At 66.7% G+C, this 20,273-nt stretch carries 21 protein-coding genes and 1 pseudogene; 5 read left to right on the top strand and 17 right to left on the bottom strand.

What is annotated here, in order from left to right; translation table 11 throughout:
- Positions 1-5: 5 nt before the first annotated feature.
- From BLS74_RS12095 to BLS74_RS12155, 13 genes and pseudogenes are all read right to left on the bottom strand, one after another.
- Entirely contained in the window at positions 6-437 is a 432-nt protein-coding gene (locus BLS74_RS12095) for a TadE/TadG family type IV pilus assembly protein (protein WP_093106244.1), read from the bottom strand.
- Positions 434-883 carry a TadE/TadG family type IV pilus assembly protein gene (locus tag BLS74_RS12100; protein ID WP_093106833.1) on the bottom strand — a complete coding sequence of 150 codons (450 nt, stop codon included), beginning with the start codon at positions 881-883 and terminating at the stop codon, positions 434-436. The genes BLS74_RS12095 and BLS74_RS12100 overlap by 4 nt, the downstream gene beginning before the upstream one ends.
- Before the next feature lie 5 nt (positions 884-888).
- Positions 889-2,163, bottom strand: coding sequence for a pilus assembly protein TadG-related protein (locus BLS74_RS12105; RefSeq protein ID WP_093106246.1), 1,275 nt, complete (start codon positions 2,161-2,163; stop codon positions 889-891).
- Between the two features lie 32 nt (positions 2,164-2,195).
- Positions 2,196-2,372, bottom strand: coding sequence for a Flp family type IVb pilin (locus BLS74_RS12110; RefSeq protein WP_093106249.1), 177 nt, complete (start codon positions 2,370-2,372; stop codon positions 2,196-2,198).
- A 124-nt stretch (positions 2,373-2,496) separates the two neighbouring features.
- Positions 2,497-2,709, bottom strand: a complete 213-nt coding sequence (locus tag BLS74_RS12115; protein ID WP_093106251.1) for a Flp family type IVb pilin — start codon at positions 2,707-2,709, stop codon at positions 2,497-2,499.
- A 114-nt stretch (positions 2,710-2,823) separates the two neighbouring features.
- Positions 2,824-3,099, bottom strand: a complete 276-nt coding sequence (locus BLS74_RS12120; protein WP_093106254.1) for a hypothetical protein — start codon at positions 3,097-3,099, stop codon at positions 2,824-2,826.
- A 9-nt stretch (positions 3,100-3,108) separates the two neighbouring features.
- Positions 3,109-4,578: a type II and III secretion system protein family protein gene (locus BLS74_RS12125; RefSeq protein WP_093106257.1), complete on the bottom strand. Its 1,470-nt coding sequence runs from the start codon at positions 4,576-4,578 to the stop codon at positions 3,109-3,111.
- 26 nt (positions 4,579-4,604) lie between these two features.
- Positions 4,605-5,453, bottom strand: coding sequence for a Flp pilus assembly protein CpaB (gene cpaB, locus BLS74_RS12130; RefSeq protein WP_093106259.1), 849 nt, complete (start codon positions 5,451-5,453; stop codon positions 4,605-4,607).
- A 38-nt stretch (positions 5,454-5,491) separates the two neighbouring features.
- Positions 5,492-6,076, bottom strand: coding sequence for an A24 family peptidase (locus BLS74_RS12135; protein ID WP_093106262.1), 585 nt, complete (start codon positions 6,074-6,076; stop codon positions 5,492-5,494).
- Between the two features lie 546 nt (positions 6,077-6,622).
- Positions 6,623-6,835, bottom strand: coding sequence for a hypothetical protein (locus tag BLS74_RS12140; RefSeq protein ID WP_139191673.1), 213 nt, complete (start codon positions 6,833-6,835; stop codon positions 6,623-6,625).
- Between the two features lie 185 nt (positions 6,836-7,020).
- Entirely contained in the window at positions 7,021-8,706 is a 1,686-nt protein-coding gene (locus tag BLS74_RS12145; protein ID WP_093106266.1) for an FxLYD domain-containing protein, read from the bottom strand.
- A gap of 106 nt (positions 8,707-8,812) precedes the next feature.
- Positions 8,813-9,058: pseudogene (locus tag BLS74_RS12150) on the bottom strand (class II aldolase/adducin family protein); the annotation flags it as partial.
- Positions 8,995-10,344 carry a lanthionine synthetase C family protein gene (locus tag BLS74_RS12155; protein WP_139191674.1) on the bottom strand — a complete coding sequence of 450 codons (1,350 nt, stop codon included), beginning with the start codon at positions 10,342-10,344 and terminating at the stop codon, positions 8,995-8,997. The pseudogene BLS74_RS12150 and the gene BLS74_RS12155, both read right to left, overlap by 64 nt.
- Here BLS74_RS12155 and BLS74_RS12160 point away from each other — a divergent pair.
- The 3 genes from BLS74_RS12160 to BLS74_RS12170 all read left to right on the top strand — a co-directional run bounded on the left by BLS74_RS12160 (position 10,246) and on the right by BLS74_RS12170 (position 12,666).
- Positions 10,246-11,022, top strand: a complete 777-nt coding sequence (locus BLS74_RS12160; RefSeq protein ID WP_170855586.1) for a class I SAM-dependent methyltransferase — start codon at positions 10,246-10,248, stop codon at positions 11,020-11,022. The genes BLS74_RS12155 and BLS74_RS12160 overlap by 99 nt on opposite strands.
- Positions 11,023-11,041: 19 nt before the next feature.
- Positions 11,042-11,896: a methylglyoxal synthase gene (locus BLS74_RS12165; protein WP_093106271.1), complete on the top strand. Its 855-nt coding sequence runs from the start codon at positions 11,042-11,044 to the stop codon at positions 11,894-11,896.
- Positions 11,897-11,961: 65 nt separating this feature from the next.
- Complete coding sequence (locus BLS74_RS12170) at positions 11,962-12,666, top strand: glutathione S-transferase N-terminal domain-containing protein (protein ID WP_093106274.1); 705 nt, start codon at positions 11,962-11,964, stop codon at positions 12,664-12,666.
- A 6-nt stretch (positions 12,667-12,672) separates the two neighbouring features.
- On the opposite strand, the gene BLS74_RS12175 is transcribed toward BLS74_RS12170, so the two are convergent.
- Entirely contained in the window at positions 12,673-15,570 is a 2,898-nt protein-coding gene (locus BLS74_RS12175) for an adenosylcobalamin-dependent ribonucleoside-diphosphate reductase (protein ID WP_093106276.1), read from the bottom strand.
- Positions 15,571-15,620: 50 nt separating this feature from the next.
- A complete protein-coding gene (locus tag BLS74_RS12180; RefSeq protein ID WP_093106279.1) occupies positions 15,621-16,592 on the bottom strand; it encodes a DHHA1 domain-containing protein in 972 nt (323 codons plus the stop codon).
- Between the two features lie 132 nt (positions 16,593-16,724).
- Here BLS74_RS12180 and BLS74_RS12185 point away from each other — a divergent pair, with 132 nt between their 5' ends.
- Complete coding sequence (locus tag BLS74_RS12185; RefSeq protein ID WP_093106281.1) at positions 16,725-17,147, top strand: Hsp20/alpha crystallin family protein; 423 nt, start codon at positions 16,725-16,727, stop codon at positions 17,145-17,147.
- 36 nt (positions 17,148-17,183) lie between these two features.
- On the opposite strand, the gene BLS74_RS12190 is transcribed toward BLS74_RS12185, so the two are convergent.
- Together BLS74_RS12190 and BLS74_RS12195 are read right to left on the bottom strand one after the other, a co-directional pair.
- Positions 17,184-17,846, bottom strand: a complete 663-nt coding sequence (locus BLS74_RS12190) for a hypothetical protein (protein ID WP_139191675.1) — start codon at positions 17,844-17,846, stop codon at positions 17,184-17,186.
- A 248-nt stretch (positions 17,847-18,094) separates the two neighbouring features.
- Positions 18,095-19,408, bottom strand: coding sequence for a hemolysin family protein (locus BLS74_RS12195; protein WP_093106286.1), 1,314 nt, complete (start codon positions 19,406-19,408; stop codon positions 18,095-18,097).
- Between the two features lie 22 nt (positions 19,409-19,430).
- On the opposite strand from BLS74_RS12195, the gene BLS74_RS12200 reads away from it, so the two are divergent.
- Positions 19,431-20,273 carry a symmetrical bis(5'-nucleosyl)-tetraphosphatase gene (locus BLS74_RS12200; protein ID WP_093106288.1) on the top strand — a complete coding sequence of 281 codons (843 nt, stop codon included), beginning with the start codon at positions 19,431-19,433 and terminating at the stop codon, positions 20,271-20,273.

Genomic DNA, 20,273 nt, shown 5'->3' on the forward strand with positions numbered 1-20,273 from the left:
AAGGTCTAGGAACAAATCGATGCGCTGTTCGGGTCCTGCCGCATGATTTCCCTGGGCAGGAAGGTCGAGAACGTCGGCATCGGAATCGGCGCCATGGAGAGTGCGCCGGCGATCGGCGAGATCCACTGGTAGTTCATGCCGGTGATCGTCACTGTCACGCCCTCGCAGGTCGCGGCGTTGCAGCCGCCGGGAATCCAGGCCAGGTTGATGGCACTGATCTGCGGCAGCAGGTTCTGCATCTTCGCCAGCACCTGGGCCTGCTGGGCGGTGTCGTCGCAGACGACCGCGTAGCGCGCCCCTGCCCGCGTAGCCTCCTGTGCGGCGCTCCAGGTGAAGAGCATGCGGGCGAAATCCGTGATGCCCAGCAGAAAGGTAAGAAACACGATCAGCGCCAAGGCGAATTCGACGGTAGTCGCGCCGGACTGTTGTCTGTTCATGCTGATCCCCTCATGGTCGCCGTGATGTCGCTGAAGGTGATGTCGCCGTTGGCGTCGCCGAAGGCCAGCCCCATCACGCTCGGAAACAGGGAGTGGAAGGTGTAGTTGCTGACCCGCACCGTCACCGCCGTCAACACCGGATTGCTGCCGGTGGTCTGCCAGGTGCAGCAGCTCGCCGCTGGCACGTTGGCCAGGCTGAGGCCGCGTGCCAGCGGCGTGCCGGTGCCCGCCAGGTTGCCGTAGACGATGAGATTGCGTGCCTCGTCTATGTGGGTGCCGGGCGTCTGGAACGAGAGGTAGCGCACCGCATCGCGCGTCGACTTGGTGACGGCGTTGTACTCGTATATCGCCCGCCCGAACTCGGTGGTGATGAAGCTCAGCAGCAGCAGCAAGGGGATGATCAGGGCCAGTTCCACCAGCGCCACCCCGCGTTGTCTCGTTTTCATGGGCTTCACCTGACCAGTACCGGGACCAGCGGACCCGCCATGCCGCCAGGCAGTCCGCTCGAGGTGCATGGGCTGCCCGTGGCCCCTGCATTTCCACGGTACTCGAGCTGGACGTTCGTCATGGGGATGGACAGCGGCTGCAGCATCAGCATGCATGCGAAGTCGATCACATGGGAGGCGCTGTTGATGACCGGCACGGTGACGATCCGGCGGTCTCTCCCGTACTGCATGTGCCCGCCCGCGACGTTCCCCGGCACCGCGAGCTTCTGGAAGCTGTTCAGGGACAGGCCGGTGATCGACTCGCAGCTGTTCGCGCCTTTGACCTTCGTGCCGGTGTCGGCGCACGAGGCGTAGGTGCCGCGCTTGGCGACGAAGTTCTGCGCGCTCGCCGGGGCACCTGCGCCCGGCGTGCCATCGTAGGCATTGAAGGCGGCCGGCCAGTTGAGCGCGGTGTAGGCGTAGCCGGTGAAATCAGGGTTCTTCTGATCGGGGCCGCTGCTGGCCTTGTAGATGCCGAAGCGCGCGTTCCATGCATCAGCCACCGAGGTCTGGACGCCGGGTGTGCCGAGGGTGTCGCCCATTCTCGTTCCGCAACTGCCATTCAGCTCGGCCTCGGTTTCGGCCGCGTTGTTGCTGCCGTCCAGGTTGGCCCAGCCGATCTCGCCGCCCTGGGACGCGCCCTGTTCGTTGATGAGCGTCACCCATTGGCCGACCGTGAATCCGTAGTCGGGCGCGCTCCCGCCGGCACTGGGCTTGAGCGCGACGGGAATGGGGCAGGTGCTCTGCGCGTGGCTGCGTCTCGCCACCGCAGTCGCCCCGACGCTGCGGGACGGCGGGTTGCCGGCCGTATCGCCGGAGAAGGCGCCGATGGCCTGCATCAACAGCATGCCCACGCCGGGCTGGGTGTGCTGGCACTGCGCATAGTCGGCCAGCGCCGGGTTGGTCGTCGGTGCGTAGGCCGCGTCCCTGAATGTGATGTCCACCGCGGAGATCTGGCCCTGTCCGCTCCAGGTGGGCGATTGCATGTTGACGCGGTTGAGGTTTCCCGCGGTCATGCCGGCACTGCGGGCGCGATCGATGGCCGTCGTCGGATGGTGATCGAGTTCGCGCGCGGCGGCCAGGGCGCAGCTGTCCATGGCCGTCTGCAGCTCCGTCTTGACGACGAACATGTGCCCGAAGTCCAGGGCGATGCCCATGAAGCCGAGCAGGAACAGCAGCACGAGGGCCGTCGTGATGATCACGGCCCCACCTTGGCGACGACGGGGAATCGCGTTGCGCATGGGGTTTCCTCTTCCTTGCAGATCGCCCGCGACTAGGGACATGTCCCCGTCGTCAGGCAGGAGGCCAGGTTGTTGATGAAGCTGCCAATGCCGGCCGCGAGGATCAAGGGCTGGAGGGCCACGACCAGCACAATGGAAACGATGGCGATGATCAGCGCGTATTCCACGACCTGAGAACCGTCTTCAGCCTTGAGCAGCGTGGCAAGCATGGGGATGTCCTTTGATGACTCCGATACCGAAAATTCGGCAGCGGCCGGAGGGAGGGCAGGCAATGGGCGGCGTTCGGCCCCAGGGGATTGGCACGCCATTGCCGGCCCTCGACCCAGGCAACGCTCAGGCGCAGCCCCCGGCGGTCGTCAGGCAGTTGACGACGCGGCCGATGAAGGTGTTGAAGCTTCCGTTGTTGGCAGTCAGGGCCGACAGTGCGATGACCAGGGCGATCGAGACGACCGCGATGATCAGGGCGTACTCGACGACCTGGGCGCCTTCTTCTTCCTTGATGAAAGAGCCGACGGAGTTGCTGATGGCGTTGAGAAACTTGTTCATGTGTATACCCGTTAAGTTGAAGATTGAAAAAATGAAAAGTGGTTGCTGAGGTGAAGGTGTCGATATCCCGTTGCCGCGACTCCTTTCTTTCCAATGAGGTTGATGAGTGCTTTTCTATTTGCCCCCGATGGCGCCGCCGATGTTGATGACGTTGACCGCCGGCGGTGGCGTCTTGTAGCTGTCGTGGTAGCGCAGCAGCGATTCCCTCGACGCCCTGCCGTCCATGCCGAGCGCCTGGTCGGTGTTCCTCCCGGCATCGGGGTTGATGGTCATCTTTCGCTTGGCGTCGCGCACCGCGTCGCCGAAGCGCGCGTCGTAGTTCGGCGTGGTCGATGCGCATCCCGCCAACAGGCCGGCGAGCGCTGCAATTACAAGAAGCTTGGTGGTCATGGCGTCCTCTTACTTGGTCTCTGAAAGCGGGGCGACCGGCGCCGGCGTCGAGCTCTCGAGCGCGCCGTTGAAGATGACCTCGGCGCGGCTGGGCACCACGTGGTTGTCGGTGGGCAGCCGCGGCGATTCCGTCAGTGGCTTGACCATCCGCGGCGTGATCACGAAGAGCAGCTCGGTCTGATCGTTCTGGAACTCGGAGCTGCGCGCGAGTGCGCCCACCACCGGCACCTCGCCAAGGCCGGGGAAGCGTTTGATGGTCTCGGTGACGTTGTTCTTGATCAGGCCCGCGATGACCAGGCTCTGGCCGTCGTGGAGCTGCACCGTGGTGTCGGCGCGGCGAACGGTCAGCGAAGGCAGCACCGCGGTAACGCCGCCGACGGTGGTGAAGGGCGAGCCGGTCTGCGACAGGTCCGACACCTCCGACACCATCTTGAGGTGCACCCGGCTGCCGTCCAGCACCGTGGGCGTGAACTTCACGCCGATGCCGAATTCCTTCTCCTCCAGCGTGATGGTCGGAAGGCCGCCGCTCTGGGTCTGCGAGACCGGGATGAAGATCTTCCCGCCCGACAGGAAGCTGGCCTGCTGGCCGCTGATGGCCATGATGTTCGGCTCGGCGAGCACCCGCACCAGGCCGTCGTCCTTCTGGCCGTCGAGGTTGACCGCCGTGCGGCCGACGCGCAGCGCCTCGACCAGCCCGCCGCCGTTGCTCAGGAAGCTGGAGATCAGCGAATACTGGTTGGCGCCGCCGTTGGTGATCCGGCGCAGCGCGATCTGCGAGCCCAGGCGGTCCAGCAGCGTCTTGCTGACCTCGGCGATCTTGACCTCGAGCATCACCTGCTGCGGCGTCATCACGCGCAGCAGGTTCACCACCTTCTTGCCATCGCCGCCGTACGAGGCGGCCAGGTGCATCACGTTGTCCAGCTTCATCGGGTCGCTGACCTCGCCGGTGAGCACGATGCTGCGCTCCGCGCCGCGCACCTTGATGCCCCGCTCCTCCGGCATCAGCTCGGCGAGCTTGGCCTGCAGCGCCGAGGAATCGACGGTGACCACGATGTCCTTGATGAAGCAGGTGCCTTCGGCGTTCTGCAGCACCACGTTCATCGAGCCGGCGGTGCGGCCCTTGAAGAAGAGGTCGGTGGGGCTCAGCAGCGAGACCTCCAGGTCGGCGACGCCGTCGCTGCCGCCGCCTGCCGCCTGGGGCGCGCCGCCCCCTGCCGCCGCTTTGCCACTGCCGCCGACCAGGATGCGGGTCACACGCGACTTCAGCGGAATGACGGCCGACTTGCCCAGCGTCACATAGGTGGGCTGATCGTCGGAGACGATGGAAGTGCAGCGCCTCGCTGCAGGGGCCGCAGGGGCCGGCGCATTCGCGGGTGCCGCGGCAGCGACGGGAGCGACGGGCGGGTTGTCGGCTGCGAAGCCCGGGCCCGCGACGGCGAACGCTGCAAGCAGGCTGGCGAAATAAGCTTTCTTGTGCACTTGGAATCTCCTTGAGTTCCTGGTTCCTAGAAGCAGCTGAGTGCGCGTGCCGAGCTCTGGATGACCTCGACGCACTCCTTGATTGCCGCCACGGCGGGCCGCACGACCGGCGAGCGGGGCTTGGCCGGCGCCGGCGCCGGGGCCGCTGCTGTCGACACGGGCACGATGGCCTTCTCGCCGAACAGCTGCGTCTTGGTGACGCCGGCGGTCACTACCTTGTCCTTGTCCACCTGGTTGCGCAGCACCAGGGACAGCGTGCCGACGCTGCGGGCGAGATCGAGCTTTTCGGAATCCTCCAGCGACAGCTCGAGCGTCACGGCGCTGACCACCTTGGGCTTGGTGTCGTCGCGACCGGCTTCCTGTGCAACGGCCAGCACCAGCACATGCTCGAGCACCGTCTTGCTGATCTGCTTTCCTTCTTCGCCCTTGGCCTTGTCCTGCTGGGCGTTCACCATGACATCGACGTAGTTGCCAGGCAGTGCGAAGCCGGCGACGCCGACGACGTCATTGACGCGCACCGTCATGGCCCGCTTGCCGGGGGCGATGACCGCGGAAAGGCCACCCTGCGTTCCCACCGGCGCCAACTTTCCTTCCAGGATTGCCTCGCCACGCAGCACGCTGATTTTGGCGACGCGGTCCTGCACGTCCTTGAGCTCATTGAAAGCACCCGCCGGCACCGACCCGCTCGGCCAATCGACGGTGGACAGCATTTGCGCATTGATCTTGCTGCCGAGTTCAATATCGACCACGGCAACCACCACTTTGTTGGAAGCAATGCTTCCTTGCCGCGATACCCAGCCTGACGCATAGACGGCAGCAGCCAGGCCGATCATCAATGCCAGAATTAGAAGACCCATTGCCTTGATATTTCTCATTTAGTGCTCCACTAATTGATGTTTGCGATCTGCGCCGGCTATGCATAGCCCAATTGCCGACCTAGTACGTAACCCATCGTCCCGATGCTGATGCAGATGCCATATGGGAGTTTTCCGATCGATTGGCTCGCCTCAATTCGACCATCGGGCCTGAAGCCTGCGAACGTCGATGCCAGCATGCCGAAAACTGCCGCTTTTGCGTTGTGCAGCATGCGCCTCAGTTTTCCCTTGAGAAATGCAAATCCGAGCGCGGCTATTCCGCCCACGATGAATGCGAATAGAACGGCCTGGAGCGTTTCGTGGACCCCGAGGAACGCACCGACCATCGCCATCAGCTTCACATCACCTGCGCCCATGACACCCAGCGCATAGGCCGGCAGCATGATCAGAAAGCCGAGGAAGAGTCCCCCGAACGCCTGCAAAAAAGCCGTTGGCGGCGACGCGGCGATGACGGTCTTGTAGACCAGCGCGAAAGCGGCGCCGCCGAATGTCAGCCAATTGGGAATCCTGTAGGTGCGGTAATCGCTGACGGAGGCGACGACGAGCAGCACGAACAACACCACGATGCGCGGGTCGGTTGCCAGCATGGCCAGAAGTTCGAGTAGCGCGTGAAATTCTTGCATGTTCAATTTCCTTCAGTTCTGTTTGTGCCAGGCGAGCAATAAAAGCATGCAAACGACCAGAATCAGCGAACCCACGAGTGCATATTCCATGAGCGAGGCGCCCGCCTCTTCCTTCAATAGATCGGCGAACGTATGCGACAGATGCCTCGCAAATCGCATGCACTTCTCCGCATTGCTTTTTCGTTGGAGGAATTGATCGGAATTACCGGTCAAGCGTTTGGCTTGGATCTAATGTAGAGATGCAAACAAATGGATACATGAGCGTTGCGCCCTCATTTGAGCGGGACAGACCGCCTCTTTTGAAGGAGCTCTCGGCATGACAAAACGCCTACCAAAGTACTCATTTCCGAAGTCGACACGGACTTCCAGACGTGACTAAGCCGACCAGCAGCCGCTCAAGGATTCAGAGCGGCCGCGGTCGGCCAGTGGCGAATGTGTTCGAGGACGGCGGGCTGCGACTTACCAGCGGATCTGCAGGCCGATCGCGTGTTCTCCGATGTTCTCCGAGTCAGTGAGCCACTGACACGAAAACGGAAGAAGCGCCCCTCAGCGGATGCTCGTCGAGCAGCAGCGCGATGGCGGCGACCGGCGCGCGTGATCGCACTCCAGCGCCGCCAGCAGCGTCGTGGTTTCCCTGACCCGATCGCTCATCCTCTTGTTCAACGGTTTCCAGCCGCGGTACATCGGCACCACCACCAGCCAGCCGATGCCGATCACCCCGCCCAAGGCGCCTATGTATTCCCAGTGCATCGGTTCCATCGCGTTCCCTCTGTCGATTTGGAGTGGCTGTCCGAGAGACAAGGGCGCGAGTGTGCCGAGTGCCGGGTCGAAGCGGCTACGACTTTGGTCGAAGTCTGGGCCTTTCTACCTACAAAGCCGTGCATTTCGAGAAGCTTTGCACAGTGGGGCCTGACGGCGGCGAACCTGCCTCGACCCCGCCCCAGCTACTCGCTCTGGTACAGCGTCTCCACGCTGGCGAAGTCGCGACCGAACTGATTGACCTTGGCCTGGAAGGGCACGCTTTCGCCGGGCGCGATGGCAGGCAGGTTGTCGAGCAGCGTGAAGCCGGCCAGCTTGCCTTCGCCGTCGCGCAGGCTCACCCACAGCCGCGACTTGCGAACGATGGCCTGGCCCGGATTGGTCACCGTGCCGCTGACGTCGACGTACTTGTAGGTGTAGCGCCGGCTGAAGTTGACCAGCACGCTGCTCGTCGCCGCGCGGGTGTCTTCGACGCGCACCTGCAGTGGCATGCGAGGCCCGGGCATGGCGGCGCGGCGCATCGGCTTCCATTCCACGCGGGTGGCCGAGATGCGGTCGGCGTCGCGCGGCTCCAGCAGGACGGGAAAGCGCTCGCCCGGGTAGAGGTAGGCCGGGCCGGCGACGGCCGTGGTGCCGTCGAGCCGGTTGCCGTCGTAGCGCGAGATCACCGCGCCCGGCGCCAGGGCGATGGCCTCGCTGCTGCGGTTGACCACCTCGGCCAGGTAGACCGGCCGCTGCGTGATGTTGTGCGCGGGCACCAGCGGCAGCAGTTCGATCTGCGCGAGATCGAAGCGCTCGGCCTCGTCGGCCAGCAGGTCCTCGCTGCCGAGGCGCAGCGATGGATGGAAGGCCTCCGGCGCCCCGGCCGTGCGGATCACGCGGTTGCTGCTCAGCACGCGCGTGCGGCCCTGCTGCTCCCCTTCGCTCAGGTTGTAGTCGATACGGTAGTCCCATGCCGCGATCGGCACCTGGCGGCTGGCGAAGCGCTCGATGCGCACCTCCGCCGCGCTGCGCTCGCTCGGCTTGATCTCGTTGGCCTGCGAGAAGCCGCGGCCGAAGCCGATGACCGCGCCGGCGTCGTCGTAGAGCGTGACCAGCACTTCCACGGCGGTCAGCGCCACGGCATCCTTGCGCGCGTTGACGATGCGCCCGACCAGCCGCACCTCGCCCTCCTGCTGAACCAGGCGCACGCGCGTGAACTGCAGCCGCGGCCCTTCCACGGTCCGGTACGGCGCCGACAGCGAGGCCACCTGAAGCTCCTGGCGCGTGACGGTCTTCTCGCTCGGCAGGTCGATCAGGAGCGGCGCCGATTCGCCCGGCATCAGCGTGCCGATCGGCACCGATTCGCTGCGCTCGCCTATCCGGTTTTCGCCGTCGTAGAAGATGGCCTTGACGCTTGGCCGCTCGAGCGGCGTGCCGGTTTCATTGCGCGCCATCACCAGCAGCCTGGGCCGAGCCGAGTTGCCGGCGCCCACCAGCACCTGGCGCGGCGGATCGAGCTTGAGCCCGTCGATCGGGATCGTGCGCGGCGCCATCGAGGCCACCACCGGCCTGCCCGCGCCGAACGGCTCCTTGCGGTCCACGATGAAGGCCGTGACCACGAAGACGCCGATGATCAGCACCACGCCGGCCACCGCGGCGATGACCATCGATTTGCCGACCTGCCGGCCGCGCGCCGATTGTTCCGCCGCCAGCCGGCGCGCGGCTTCGTCCTTGACCTGGTCGAGCACCCGGCTCAGCCGCTCGGACACGTCGTCTTCGACGATCGAGACCGAGCCGCAATGCGCGCAGGTGTACTGGTTGAGCCCGGAGCGCTCGAGCACGCCGCTGCCGCATTCCCCGCACTTGAGCGTTTGCAGGTTGATGGTCACTGGGGCTCCTTGTTGGGCGTGGCGGCGTGGTACGGCGCGATCTTAGCGAGCTGGATCTCGCTCGCGGTGCAGCCCCATCCGGGGGGCCGTTCGGCAGCATCGACAAGGCCACGCCCCAGGGCTTGTGCAGGTGAATCACGCATTCGACCTCGGGCCGCGCCGCATGCACCGCGCCGTGGATCGCGAAGCCGCTCGGGTTGACGCGGGCGCCCGAACCATCGACCACCTCGCCGCGCACATTCACCTTGACCAGGCTCGATGCGCTGATCTCGGATGCCACATGACCGCTCACGCGCCCGCGAAGAACACGTCCAAGGTGGGGAAGCGATCGGTCCCGTGGATGCAATCCCACAGGTAGATCGCGAAGCCCAGGTCGCCGGTCCAGAGCGAGTAGCGCAGGTCGCCGAACTTTGCGAGGTCGTCGTCGGTCTGCCGGATGCCGTGCATGGCGAATGCGCGTGCGCGCTCCAGCCATCGCGCATCGCCGAAGCGGCGATGGAGCTTGAGAAAGGCATAGCCGTTGCCGCCTGTTCCATGGCAAAGATTGGAGCCCTTGCGCAGCGGACCCGCGGTCCATGTCGTTTCGCCGCCGGCCACGAGCAGGTCGTCCAACGAGGCATTGGGGAAGTCCGCGAGGCAGATGACGAAGCCGGGCGCACCGTGGCAGAACTGGACGAGCTTGGTCGCCGAGTCCCTGACCGGCGTGGAGTCCAGCTTCGGCCGCCAGTTGACATGCTGGCCGTCCCATTCCGCGGACTGCCGAACGGTGTCGGCGATGCACTGCTGCCACGCGGCCCATTCGGCGCCGTCCAGCAGATGCCTCCCCCGGATAAGCACCGCCGCGGTCGCCACGAAGCCATGCACCGCATCCAGGAAGGTGTGTGTGTTCCCGTACAGGTCCTGAGTCCAGTAGCTGCACGCAAACACCGACGACCATTCGAGCTGCGACCAGAGCTTGCGTGCGGTCGCCTGATAAAGCCGGGCCCACCGCGGGTCGCCCGTCCGCTCCTGAAGAAAAAGAGCGGCGAGCAGCGTGCCCGGCGAACCCCACATGAGTTCACGCGCGGGATGGTCCATCGTCGCCTCGACGAGCACGGCCAACTCGGCCGCCGTTTCTTCCGAAGGATCGTTCCAATGGCGCAGGAGCTGAATGCCGCTGTCGCCCATCAGATAGCTGCCGAAGGCCGATGGGCCGCGGTGCCCCATCGCCTTCCGGTTCGGCTTCAGCAGTGAATGAACGAAGGGGGCGTAGTCACACTGCAGCCGGCACGCGCCGCGTGCCTCCAGGTAGCGCAGCGCCCAGAACACGCCGCAGGCGCCCCAATAGAGCATGCAGGAAGGCGCGGGATCGGCGCTGTCGTTGGGATGCGTCGGCCACAGCAGCTCGGGAGAGAAGCGCGCTTCCGTCTGCCGCACGATCCGCTCGATCGTCTCGCGGGCAAGCGCTTCATCCCAGGCGACCGGGCTCAGTGGTTCATGGCGGTCCGTCGAAAAGAGCATGGCGGTGTCGGCGAGGATGACGAGGTGGAGCTCACGATAATGACTTCGATGCAGAAACCAAGCCCGTCGATCGCTCCCATCGAAGTTTTGCCGCCGCACGCACCGCTGCCAGCCTACTACGGCGACGAGGTCGAGCACGACCGGTTCCTGCGCCGCATCTTCGACGACACCGCGCCCGACTACGAGCGCATCGAGCGGCTGCTCGCGCTCGGCTCGGGGCCGCGCTACCGGCGCGCCGCGCTGCTGCGAGCCGGGCTCGCAGCCGGCGCGCAGGTGCTCGACGTCGGCATCGGCACCGGCCTGGTCGCGCGCGAGGCGCTCGCCCTGATCGGCCCGCACGGCCGGCTGGTGGGCATCGACCCCAGTCCGGGCATGATGCGCGAGGTGGCACTGCCTGGGGTCGAGCTGATCCGCGGCCGGGCCGAAGCGCTGCCGCTGCCGGAGGCCGGCAGCGACTTCCTCAGCATGGGCTATGCGCTGCGCCACATCGCCGACGTGAATGCGGCCTTTGCCGAATTCTTCCGGGTGCTGCGCCCGGGCGGCCGGCTGCTCGTGCTCGAGATCACCAAGCCTGCGGGACCGATCGGCACGGCCTTGCTGAAGACCTACATGCGCACTGTCGTGCCGGTGATCGCGCGGATCGTGGCGCGCCGGCGCGACACCGCCGAGCTTTGGCGTTACTACTGGGACACGATCGAGGCCTGCATTCCCCCGGAATCGGTGCTGGCCGCGCTGCGCGCCGCCGGCTTCGAGGACACGCATCGCCATGTCGAACTCGGCATCTTCTCCGAGTACACGGCCGTCAAACCGGCTTGATCAAACAGGAGTGACTGCCATGCGTTTCGGACTGATCGCCAGCAGGCTGCATCGCCAGGACGCGAGCGGTGGGCTGGCCCACTGGGCCGCTGTTTGCGACGACGGCATCCGCGCGCTGCAACTCGAGCTTCACGCGGTCGGCGGCACCTACGATGCGCTGATGCGGCAAGGCCTGCTCGCGGGCTACGACCGCCTGGTGCGCTATCCCGACGGCAGGGACGGCGGCGTGATGCGGCTGGTGTCGCACATCGCAGGCGGTCTTGCCACCGCCAATGAACTCGATGGCGTGATCTACCTGATCGATCCTGTGGATCCGTCCTCGCTGTATCCGGAGGCGCTGGCGCTCAAGCGCCAGTGCGTGGTCCACGGCAAGCCCTTCGTCTCCACGGTCGCAGGTGCCGCCGAATGGGTGGCGGTAGAGCTCGCGCATGCGGGCCTGGCGTCGGAAGAGAAAACCCGGCTCTCGGCGATCGACTCGCAGACGGTCGCCCTGATCGCGCACGACGCCTTGAAGGACCGCATGGTCGAGTTCGCGGCGACCCACTTCGACCTACTGTCGAGGTTCAAGGCGCGCGTCGGCACGGGCACGACGGGCGGCCGGCTCAACGACATGGCCTGGTCGCGCGGCTGGCCCAAGGACCAGCCCTGGGTCCAGCGCTATCTCAGCGGCCCGCTGGGCGGCGATGCGCAGATCGCCGAGCTGGTGCTCGACCGCCGCTGCCAGAAAGCCATCTTCTTCGAGGACCCGCATGTCGCGCGCCAGCACGAGGCCGACATCCAGCTGCTCGAACGCGCCGTATGCAGCACGACGCGGGACACCACCTGCTTCAACTCCCCGGCGATGGCCGAGCGCTGGGCTTCAACCTTCTCCTGAACCGCCGGCCGAAGGCAGAATCCCCGCCTTCAGCCGTTTCCGCGGCGTCAAGGACACGCAACACCATGAACGATCTACCGGCTTTTCCAATCACCAAGAAATGGCCCGCCCGGCATCCCGATCGGCTGCAGCTCTATTCCCTGCCGACGCCCAACGGTGTCAAGGTCTCGATCATGCTCGAAGAGACCGGCCTGCCCTACGAGCCGCATCTGGTCAGCTTCTCGACGAACGACCAGATGTCGCCCGAGTTCCTCTCGCTCAATCCCAACAACAAGATCCCGGCCATCCTCGATCCCGACGGTCCGGGCGGCAAGCCGCTGCCCTTGTTCGAATCGGGCGCGATCCTTCTCTACCTCGCAGACAAGACCGGCCAGCTCATGCCGAAGGACGCGGCCGGCCGCTGGGAAACCATCCAGTGGCTGATGTTCCAGATGGGCGGCATCGGTCCGATGTTCGGCCAGCTCGGCTTCTTCAACAAGTTCGCCGGCAAGGACTACGAAGACAAGCGCCCGCGCGACCGCTACGTCGAGGAGGCCAAGCGCCTGCTCGGCGTGCTCGAAGGGCGGCTCGCGGGCCGCAGCTGGATCATGGGCGATGCCTACAGCATCGCCGACATCGCCACCTTTCCCTGGGTGCGCAATTTGATCGGTTTCTACGAAGCGGCGGACCTGGTCGAGATCCGGAACTTCCCGCAGGTCACGCGGGTGCTGGAGATGTTTCTCGCGCGTCCGGCCGTCGCGCGAGGCCTGGGCATTCCCCAGCGGGTCTGAACCCCGCTAGCCGCAACTGCCGATATGTCCGCAGGCGGTGCAGAAGTCGCAGCCGTCCTTCTGGATCATCGTCGCGTTGCCGCACTCCGGGCAGCGCGCGCCGGCCATCGGCTCCGCCTGCATGGGCGTGGATGCCGGCAGCTGCAGGATGCCCATCTCCTGCAGCGGGTAGCCCTCTTCGTCCAGCACGCCGAGCATCGCGTAGCGGTGGATGATCAGGCGCGCCAGGTACGCCACCGTCGAGGGCCAGGTCTGCTGCCGCTGCTGGCCGTGCGGCAAGCCCGGCACGAAAGCCATGAAGTGACCGAGCGGCTCGGCGTAGTTCAAGAGCTTGCGCAGCTTCATGCCGATCCATGCCGGGTCGAGCACGCGCATGTCGAGCGAGAGCACGCGCGCGAGCCCGTCCATCGCGCGCGGGCAGTTGCCCGAAAGCCCCAGCGCGCAAGGCCGGGTGACCGTGCCGCCCTGCCCGTCCGGCACCAGCACCTCCTTGAGCGTCAGCGCGAAGGCCTCGTCGCTGGCCGGGTTGTGCACGTCCACCGACCAGGCGAGCGTTCCGTTCGGGCCGGTCTGCGGCTCCTCGCGGCTGAACATCGCGTCGATCACCGGCGTGGGCGCGGATTCGCCCTCCGCCCACAGCCCCAACTGCTCGCAACGCCAGCGGATCACGGCGGCCGTGGCGGCCACCACGCCGGGAAAACGGCGCATCTCCCCATGGGGCGGAAAGGGCATCTCGAACGCGCGCTCCTCCTGCACGGTGGCCAGCGCATCGAGCTTCAGGCGCACCCAGGCCGCGTCCTTGGCGCGCAGGTCCATCGACAAGGTCTTGGCCAGCGCGCCGAGCCCGCGCGGCTGTTCGGCACCGTTGATCCACACCTCGAAGGGCGCGGGCTTGCCGTCCTCGGGCAGCTCGCCGATGAAGAGCGCGAATTCGCCGAAGGGATGCCGGACCATGTAGGTCCAGGCCGCGTTGCCGCCGGGCAGCTCCGGGCGCCCGGGCCAGCGCAGCGAGGCCAGCACCGGCCGCGGCATGCGTTCGAGCGCGAGGCGCTGGTTCAGGTGCGGGGCGTCGAGCGTTGCCGGCGCCTGCGCCTTCGCCGCGGCGGCTGCATCGACGCTGAGCACCGCGCCGAGCACCGTGTTGGGCCGGTAGGTCGCGAGTCCCTTCAGGCCGGACTTCCATGCCCGCAGGTACAGATCCTGGAAATCCGCATACGGGTAGTCGGCCGGCACGTTGACGGTCTTCGAGATGCCGGTATCGACGTAAGGCGCCACCGCCGCGACCATCTCCTCGTGCGCCTGCGCGCTCATCTGCAGCGCGGTGACGAAGGCCCCGGTGAGCGGCGCCTGCTCGCCCTTCAGATGCCGGTAAAGCCGCCAGGCATGGTCTTCGACCACGTGTTCTTCGAAAGTGCCCTCGGCGCTGCGCTTGCGGCGCGTGTAGGTCCACGAGAACGCCGGCTCGACGCCGTTGCTCGCGTTGTCGGCAAAGGCCAGGCTGATGGTGCCGGTCGGCGCGATGGAAAGCAGGTGCGAATTGCGCAGGCCTACAGCGCGGATGCGCTCCTTCAACGGCGCTGGCAGGCGCGAAGCGAAGGTGCCGCGGCGCAAGTAGAGGTCGGCGTTGAAGAGCGGGAAGGCGCCGCGCTCGGCCGCCAGGTCCGCGGACGCACCGTAGGCCGCATCGCGCAGCACTTCGGCAATGCAGCGCGCCGCGGCGCGCGCGGCGGCGCTGTCGTAGCGCAGGTTCAGCATGACGAGCGCATCGCCCAGGCCGGTGAAGCCGAGGCCGATGCGGCGCTTGTTGCGCGCGTCTTCGCGCTGGCGCTCCAGCGGCCAGACGCTGATGTCGAGCACGTTGTCGAGCATGCGCACGGCCATGCGGGCCAGGCGCGCGAAGGCCTCCTCGTCGAAGCGCGCGGCCGGCTCGAAGGGATCGCGCACGAAGCGCGTCAGGTCGATCGAGCCGAGGCAGCAGCAACCGTAGGGCGGCAAAGGCTGCTCGCCGCAGGGGTTGGTAGCGGCGATGGTCTCGCAGTACGAGAGGTTGTTGTCGGCGTTGATGCGGTCGAGGAACAGCACGCCGGGCTCGGCATGGTCGTAGGTCGAACGCATGATCTGCTCCCACAGCGCGCGCGCCGGCAGCGTGCGATAGACCCACAGGCCGTCGTCGCGCTGGTAGGCGCCGCCGGCCTTCTGCCGCGGGCCCGGCGCCGCGCGGTGCACCAGATCGACCGGCCGGTCCTCCTGCACGGCCTGCATGAAGGCGTCGGTCAGTCCCACCGAGATGTTGAAGTTGGCCAGGTCGCCCTGGTCCTTGGCATGCACGAACTCGTCGATGTCCGGATGATCGCAGCGCAGCACACCCATCTGCGCGCCGCGGCGCGCGCCGGCCGATTCCACCGTCTCGCAGGAGCGGTCGAACACCCGCATGTACGACACCGGTCCCGAGGCGCTCGACTGGGTGCTGCCGACCCAGGCGCCGCGCGGCCGGATGCGCGAGAAGTCGTAGCCCACGCCACCGCCGCGGCGCATGGTCTCGGCGGCCTCGGTGAGCGCGGTGTAGATGCCCGGATGGCCTTCTTCCTCCTGCGCGATCGAGTCGCCGACCGGCTGCACGAAGCAGTTGATCAGCGTGGCGGACAACGCCGTGCCGGCCGCCGAATTGATGCGCCCCGCGGGCAGGAAGCCGTCCTGCAAGGCCTGCAGGAAGCGCGCTTCCCACTGCGCACGTGCCTCGGGCGGCTCGGCCTGCGCCAATGCCCGCGCGACACGGCGGCGAACGTCGTCGATGCTGCGTTCATTGCCCTTGGCGTACTTCTCGAGCAGCACTTCCTCGCTGATCGGCTGCAGCGGCAGCGCGGGCGCACTGATCGAACTCGTCGAGTTGGCCTGAGGATCCATGGTTTCGCTCCTGATGCGTCCTGCATCTTCGTCGAGGCGACCGATGTGCGTCAGGGGCCGGGCGGCTCGCCCCAGCGTGCGTTCGCGAAGGCGCAGATAAAGCTCTCCAGCTCATCCTGCGCAAGCCCGTCGATGCCGGCGGCCCGAGCCCGCCCGCCGCCGCCGAAGCGGCTGCACAGCGCGTGGGCGCCCGACGGCGACGCCAGCGGCGCGCGCACGCTGACGGCATAGCCCTTGCCCTGCTGCTTGAGCACCGCATGGGCGCGTTGCGGCTCGGCGTTCGCGAGCTCGTTGGCGATGCAACCGAGCACGCGGCGGCTCCATGGCGCATCCGGCAGCACGCGCACGCTGGCGCCCGCATCCTGCCAGAGCGGGGCAACGGCAAGCGCCTGCTGCAGATCGCTGTGGCGCTGCGCATCGATCTCGTCGACCACGGGCTCGTAGGCCAGCATGTCGCGCGGGTCGCGGTAGCGCAGCATGATGGCGTGCAAGTCGCGCGGCGCGATGTGCACGTCGCGCTCCTCGTCGCCGTAGGCGTTGTAGTTGATCGCTTCCCCGAGCCGCCGCAGCAGCGCGCAGTCGCCGGCGTCGACGTTCGAATCGAGCGCCAGCCGGTCGGCGACCGCGGCCAGGTTGTCGCCGTAGATGCCCACCAGCGCCCAGGCGCGAAAGGTGCCGCCGAGATGGCGGTCGACGAGCAGGCTGGTGCAGACGTCAGTGGCGGTGTCGACGTGCGACTCGAGCAGCGGGTGCGCGGGCATGTCCTCCACCACGTGATGGTCGAAATAGCGCACGCGCACGCCGGCGTCGAGCAGGCGCTGCAAGGCCCCCCGGTTGGGCCGCATCGACAGGTCGAAGACATTGAGCTCGTCGCCGGCCTTCGCGGGCACGCGCCCGACGAGCGCGATCTCGCGCTTCAGGCCTGTCAGCAGCGCCGCGGGCGCGGGCTCGTGCAGCCGCCATTGCACGGCAGCGCACAGGCCGTCGGCATCGCCGTTGCAGATATCGAATCGTTGGGCCATCTCTCTTCCGCTAGCCGAATTCCGCGGGCACGCCAGGGGCTTGGCAAGGGTCGACCATATTCCTTGGGTGTCGCCGTTCATGAATCATGGAACGGAGCGACGTGTTGTTCAACCTACCTGGAGCCATTCACCATGAATGCCTTTAACCGTCTCGAGCGCATCGACAACCTGTTCCCCGAAATGATGCGCCGCTGGGCGCGGCCGCTGCAGATGCTGGATGAGGTGGACGTGCCGTCCGACATTCGCGTCGACATCAGCGAGAACGACAAGGAATACCTGGTCAGCGCGGAGATCCCGGGCGCGAAGAAGGAGGACATCCGCGTCTCGATCGACGGCAACTACGTCTCCATCGCCGCCGAGATCAAGAAGGAGCTGGAAGAAAAGCACGGCCGCACGCTGACGAAAGAAACCTATCACGGCAGCGTGTCGCGCGGCTTCACGCTCGGCAGCGACGTGGACGAAAAGACCGCCGTCGCCAAGCTGGAGGACGGCGTGCTGCGCCTCACGCTGCCCAAGCGGCAGGGGAGCTCCAGCCGCGTGCTGAAGATCGACTAGGGGGCCCGCTCTACAAGCGGTATTGGCTGCTGGCGACTAGCTGCGCAGCGCCGTCATCTGGCTCACCCGGCATTGGCCGAACTCGCAGCGCACCGCCATGACCTGGCCGTTGGTGCAGGCCACGGTGTGGCGCTCGAAGCCCGGCCCCTTCTCCACCAGCGTCGCCTGCGGCGTGGCATTGCAACGCTGCGCCTTGGCGAGCTGCTCCACGTTGTAGGTGTCCCGGCCCGTGGGCCGGATGCTTTCCACCGCCCGCAGTGCAGGCGGCACCCAGGTGACGCGCACGCTAGGGTCGGTGTTGATGTAGCCCTTTTGCGCCATGCAGTTGGCCATCACGGTTTCCTGCTTGGTCTTCCAGGCGCGCCGCTCGGGCGTGTAGACCCAGTGATTGAAGCCGACCAGCCCGCCGATCACCACGCCGCCGACGAGCGTCGGCCATCCTTGCAGGATGCCGACGCCGATCACGCCCCCGTCGACCACGACCAGCGCATCGTCGTGCTGGCTGGCGTTGAAAGGCACGTTCTTCGCGTTCGCGCGGCACTTGGCCACGTCCTGCTCGTAGACCGAGCTTTCGACCGCCGACGGCGCCACCATGGGCACGTAGTCCGCGCCGGAACCCGAACCGGGGCCCTCCTGGGGCCGGGTTGCGCATCCACAGACCAAGGCTGTCGCGCACACGATGCTCAGCAGTTTCTTCATGAAATCCCTCGACTGGTCCTCACTCCGGGGGTCGATTGAATCACACAAATAGTTACTTTCCAAAGCGACTTTTGAGGAATTCGCATGCAAACCTCGTCATTCGGGGCTTTGAGGCCACAGGCCGACCGGCGTGCAAGGCTGATTCTCACAACGCGACCCCGTACCGCCCCTGGAAATGGCGGCCGGCGCATCCGTACCCCGGTGAAATGCGGCTCGGCGGATAGGCTTTTGCTCGACGCCGCCGGCGATCAGCTCGCGGCGTGCGCGGCCACGCCGAGCGGACGCGCCAGCACGCGGTCGATGCGCCTGCCGTCGATCGCAGTGATCTCGAAGTTCCAGTCCTCGCAATCGATGCGCTCGCCGAGCTCGGGCAGATGGCCGGAGACGAAGATCAGCAAACCCGCCACGGTGTTGTAGCGCCCGCGCTCCTCCTCGGGCAGCTCGCGGATGCCGAGCCGCGCGCGCAGTTCGGACACCGGCATCAGGCCGTCGAGCTCCCACACGCCGTCGGGCCGTTCGTGGGCCCAGGCATCGCCCTGGGTGGCGGTCTGCAGCTCGCCGGTGATCGCTTCCAGCAAGTCGCGCGGCGTCATGAGGCCCTGCACCACGCCGTATTCGTCGACCACGAACACCAGCCGGCCGGCGCGCGTGCGGAACTGCTCCAGCAGTTCCATGCCGGTGAGCGTCTCGGGCACGAACACCGCGGGCTGCGCCACCGACTCGATGGTGCCCTCGTGCGTCGGACTCAACGTCAACAGGTGCGCCACGCTGATCACGCCCACCACATCGTCCAGCGAGGTGCGGCACACCGGGTACCAGGAGTGGACCAGGTTGAGCGCGCTCGCAGCAGACACCTTCTGCAGGCTCTGCGCGACGGTGAAAGAGGCCTCCAGCCATTCGATATCGGCACGCGGCACCATCAGCGAGCTCAGCCGGCGATCATCGAGATGGAACACATTGCGCACCATCTGGTGCTCGTGCATTTCGATCACGCCGGCATCGACGCCTTCCTCGAGGCTGGCGGAGATCTCCTCCTCGGTCATCATGCGGGCTGCGCTCGAATCGATGCGCAGCAACTTGAGCATGGCGGCCGTGGCACCCGACAGCAAGAGCACGAAGGGCTTGGCGGCGGTGGCCAGCGCGCGCATCGGCCGCGCCACGTAGCGCGCCACCGGCTCGGGGTAGAGCTGGCCGATGCGCTTGGGCACCAGCTCGCCGAAGACGATCGTGAAGAAGGTGATGCAGGTCACCACGATGGCCGTCGACACGAAGCTCGCACCGCCCGCACCCAGACCCAGCCCTTCCATCCAGTACGCGAGCGGCGCCGCGAAGGCCGCCTCGCCGACGATGCCGCTCAACATGCCGATCGAGGTGATGCCGATCTGCACGCTGGAGAGAAACTGCGTCGGATCCTCCATCAGCTTGAGCGCAGCCTCCGCCCCCGTATCCCCCGCTTCGGCCAGCGCCGCGAGCCGCGCTCGACGACTGGTGGAAAGGGCCATTTCGGACATTGCGAACAACGCGTTGAGCGTGGTCAGCAAGGCCAGCAGAAAAACATCCATGTATGCGGGAGAGAATGGGGAGATGGCACTCTACCTGATCGGCGATGTGCAGGGCTGCGACGAGCCCCTGCAGCGCCTGCTCGACGACATCGCTTTCTCTCCCAGCCGCGACACCCTGGTGCTCCTGGGCGACCTGGTCAACCGCGGCCCCGCGTCGGCCGAGGTGCTGCGGCGCGTGCAGCGCTACGGCGGCGCGGCGAAGACCGTGCTCGGCAACCACGACTTGCACCTGCTCGGCGTCGCACAGGGCGCGCGCAAGCTCGGGCGCAAGGACACGCTGCACGGCGTGCTCGAAGCGCCCGACCGCGAGGCCCTGCTCGACTGGCTGCGCCAGCAGCCCATGGCGCTGCACCGCTCGGTGGGCGGCGGCGACCTGCTGATGGTGCATGCGGGCGTGCTGCCGCAGTGGAGCGTGGCCGACACGCTGGTCTACGCGGCCGAGGTCGAGTCGGTGCTGCGCGGTTCCGCATCCGGCGAATTCCTGCACGAGATGTACGGCAACGAGCCCGCGCAGTGGAGCGACACGCTCAGTGGCCATGCGCGGCTGCGCGCGATCGTCAATGCGCTCACGCGGCTGCGTTTCTGTACGACGGATGGCCTGATGGAATTCGAAACCAAGGACGGGACCGCGTCCGCGCCCGCGGGTTTCATGCCGTGGTTCGACGTGCCTGGCCGCAGGACGCAAGCCGCCACCATCGCCTGCGGGCACTGGTCGACGCTGGGCTGGCTCTCTCGGCCCGACCTGTTGTCGACCGATACCGGTTGCGTCTGGGGCGGCTGCCTGAGCGCGGTGCGCATGGGCGCGACGCTCGAGGAGCGCGAACTGATCCAGGCCCGCTGCCCGGCAGCGCAGAAGCCGGGCTGA

The organism is Variovorax sp. CF079 (genome assembly GCF_900101545.1).
Lineage (GTDB): Bacteria > Pseudomonadota > Gammaproteobacteria > Burkholderiales > Burkholderiaceae_C > Variovorax.

Excerpts from the sequence above, each read along its gene's own strand:
- cpaB (WP_093106259.1), bottom strand. The coding sequence starts at position 5,453 with ATGAGAAATATCAAGGCAATGGGTCTTCTAATTCTGGCATTGATGATC.
- BLS74_RS12190 (WP_139191675.1), bottom strand. The coding sequence starts at position 17,846 with ATGAAGAAACTGCTGAGCATCGTGTGCGCGACAGCCTTGGTCTGTGGA.
- BLS74_RS12115 (WP_093106251.1), bottom strand. The coding sequence starts at position 2,709 with ATGAACAAGTTTCTCAACGCCATCAGCAACTCCGTCGGCTCTTTCATC.
- BLS74_RS12165 (WP_093106271.1), top strand. The coding sequence starts at position 11,042 with ATGCGTTTCGGACTGATCGCCAGCAGGCTGCATCGCCAGGACGCGAGC.
- BLS74_RS12185 (WP_093106281.1), top strand. The coding sequence starts at position 16,725 with ATGAATGCCTTTAACCGTCTCGAGCGCATCGACAACCTGTTCCCCGAA.
- BLS74_RS12095 (WP_093106244.1), bottom strand. The coding sequence starts at position 437 with ATGAACAGACAACAGTCCGGCGCGACTACCGTCGAATTCGCCTTGGCG.
- BLS74_RS12195 (WP_093106286.1), bottom strand. The coding sequence starts at position 19,408 with ATGGATGTTTTTCTGCTGGCCTTGCTGACCACGCTCAACGCGTTGTTC.
- BLS74_RS12175 (WP_093106276.1), bottom strand. The coding sequence starts at position 15,570 with ATGGATCCTCAGGCCAACTCGACGAGTTCGATCAGTGCGCCCGCGCTG.
- BLS74_RS12170 (WP_093106274.1), top strand. The coding sequence starts at position 11,962 with ATGAACGATCTACCGGCTTTTCCAATCACCAAGAAATGGCCCGCCCGG.
- BLS74_RS12140 (WP_139191673.1), bottom strand. The coding sequence starts at position 6,835 with ATGGAACCGATGCACTGGGAATACATAGGCGCCTTGGGCGGGGTGATC.
- BLS74_RS12105 (WP_093106246.1), bottom strand. The coding sequence starts at position 2,163 with ATGCGCAACGCGATTCCCCGTCGTCGCCAAGGTGGGGCCGTGATCATC.
- BLS74_RS12160 (WP_170855586.1), top strand. The coding sequence starts at position 10,246 with ATGACTTCGATGCAGAAACCAAGCCCGTCGATCGCTCCCATCGAAGTT.
- BLS74_RS12110 (WP_093106249.1), bottom strand. The coding sequence starts at position 2,372 with ATGCTTGCCACGCTGCTCAAGGCTGAAGACGGTTCTCAGGTCGTGGAA.
- BLS74_RS12100 (WP_093106833.1), bottom strand. The coding sequence starts at position 883 with ATGAAAACGAGACAACGCGGGGTGGCGCTGGTGGAACTGGCCCTGATC.
- BLS74_RS12135 (WP_093106262.1), bottom strand. The coding sequence starts at position 6,076 with ATGCAAGAATTTCACGCGCTACTCGAACTTCTGGCCATGCTGGCAACC.
- BLS74_RS12120 (WP_093106254.1), bottom strand. The coding sequence starts at position 3,099 with ATGACCACCAAGCTTCTTGTAATTGCAGCGCTCGCCGGCCTGTTGGCG.
- BLS74_RS12200 (WP_093106288.1), top strand. The coding sequence starts at position 19,431 with ATGGCACTCTACCTGATCGGCGATGTGCAGGGCTGCGACGAGCCCCTG.
- BLS74_RS12180 (WP_093106279.1), bottom strand. The coding sequence starts at position 16,592 with ATGGCCCAACGATTCGATATCTGCAACGGCGATGCCGACGGCCTGTGC.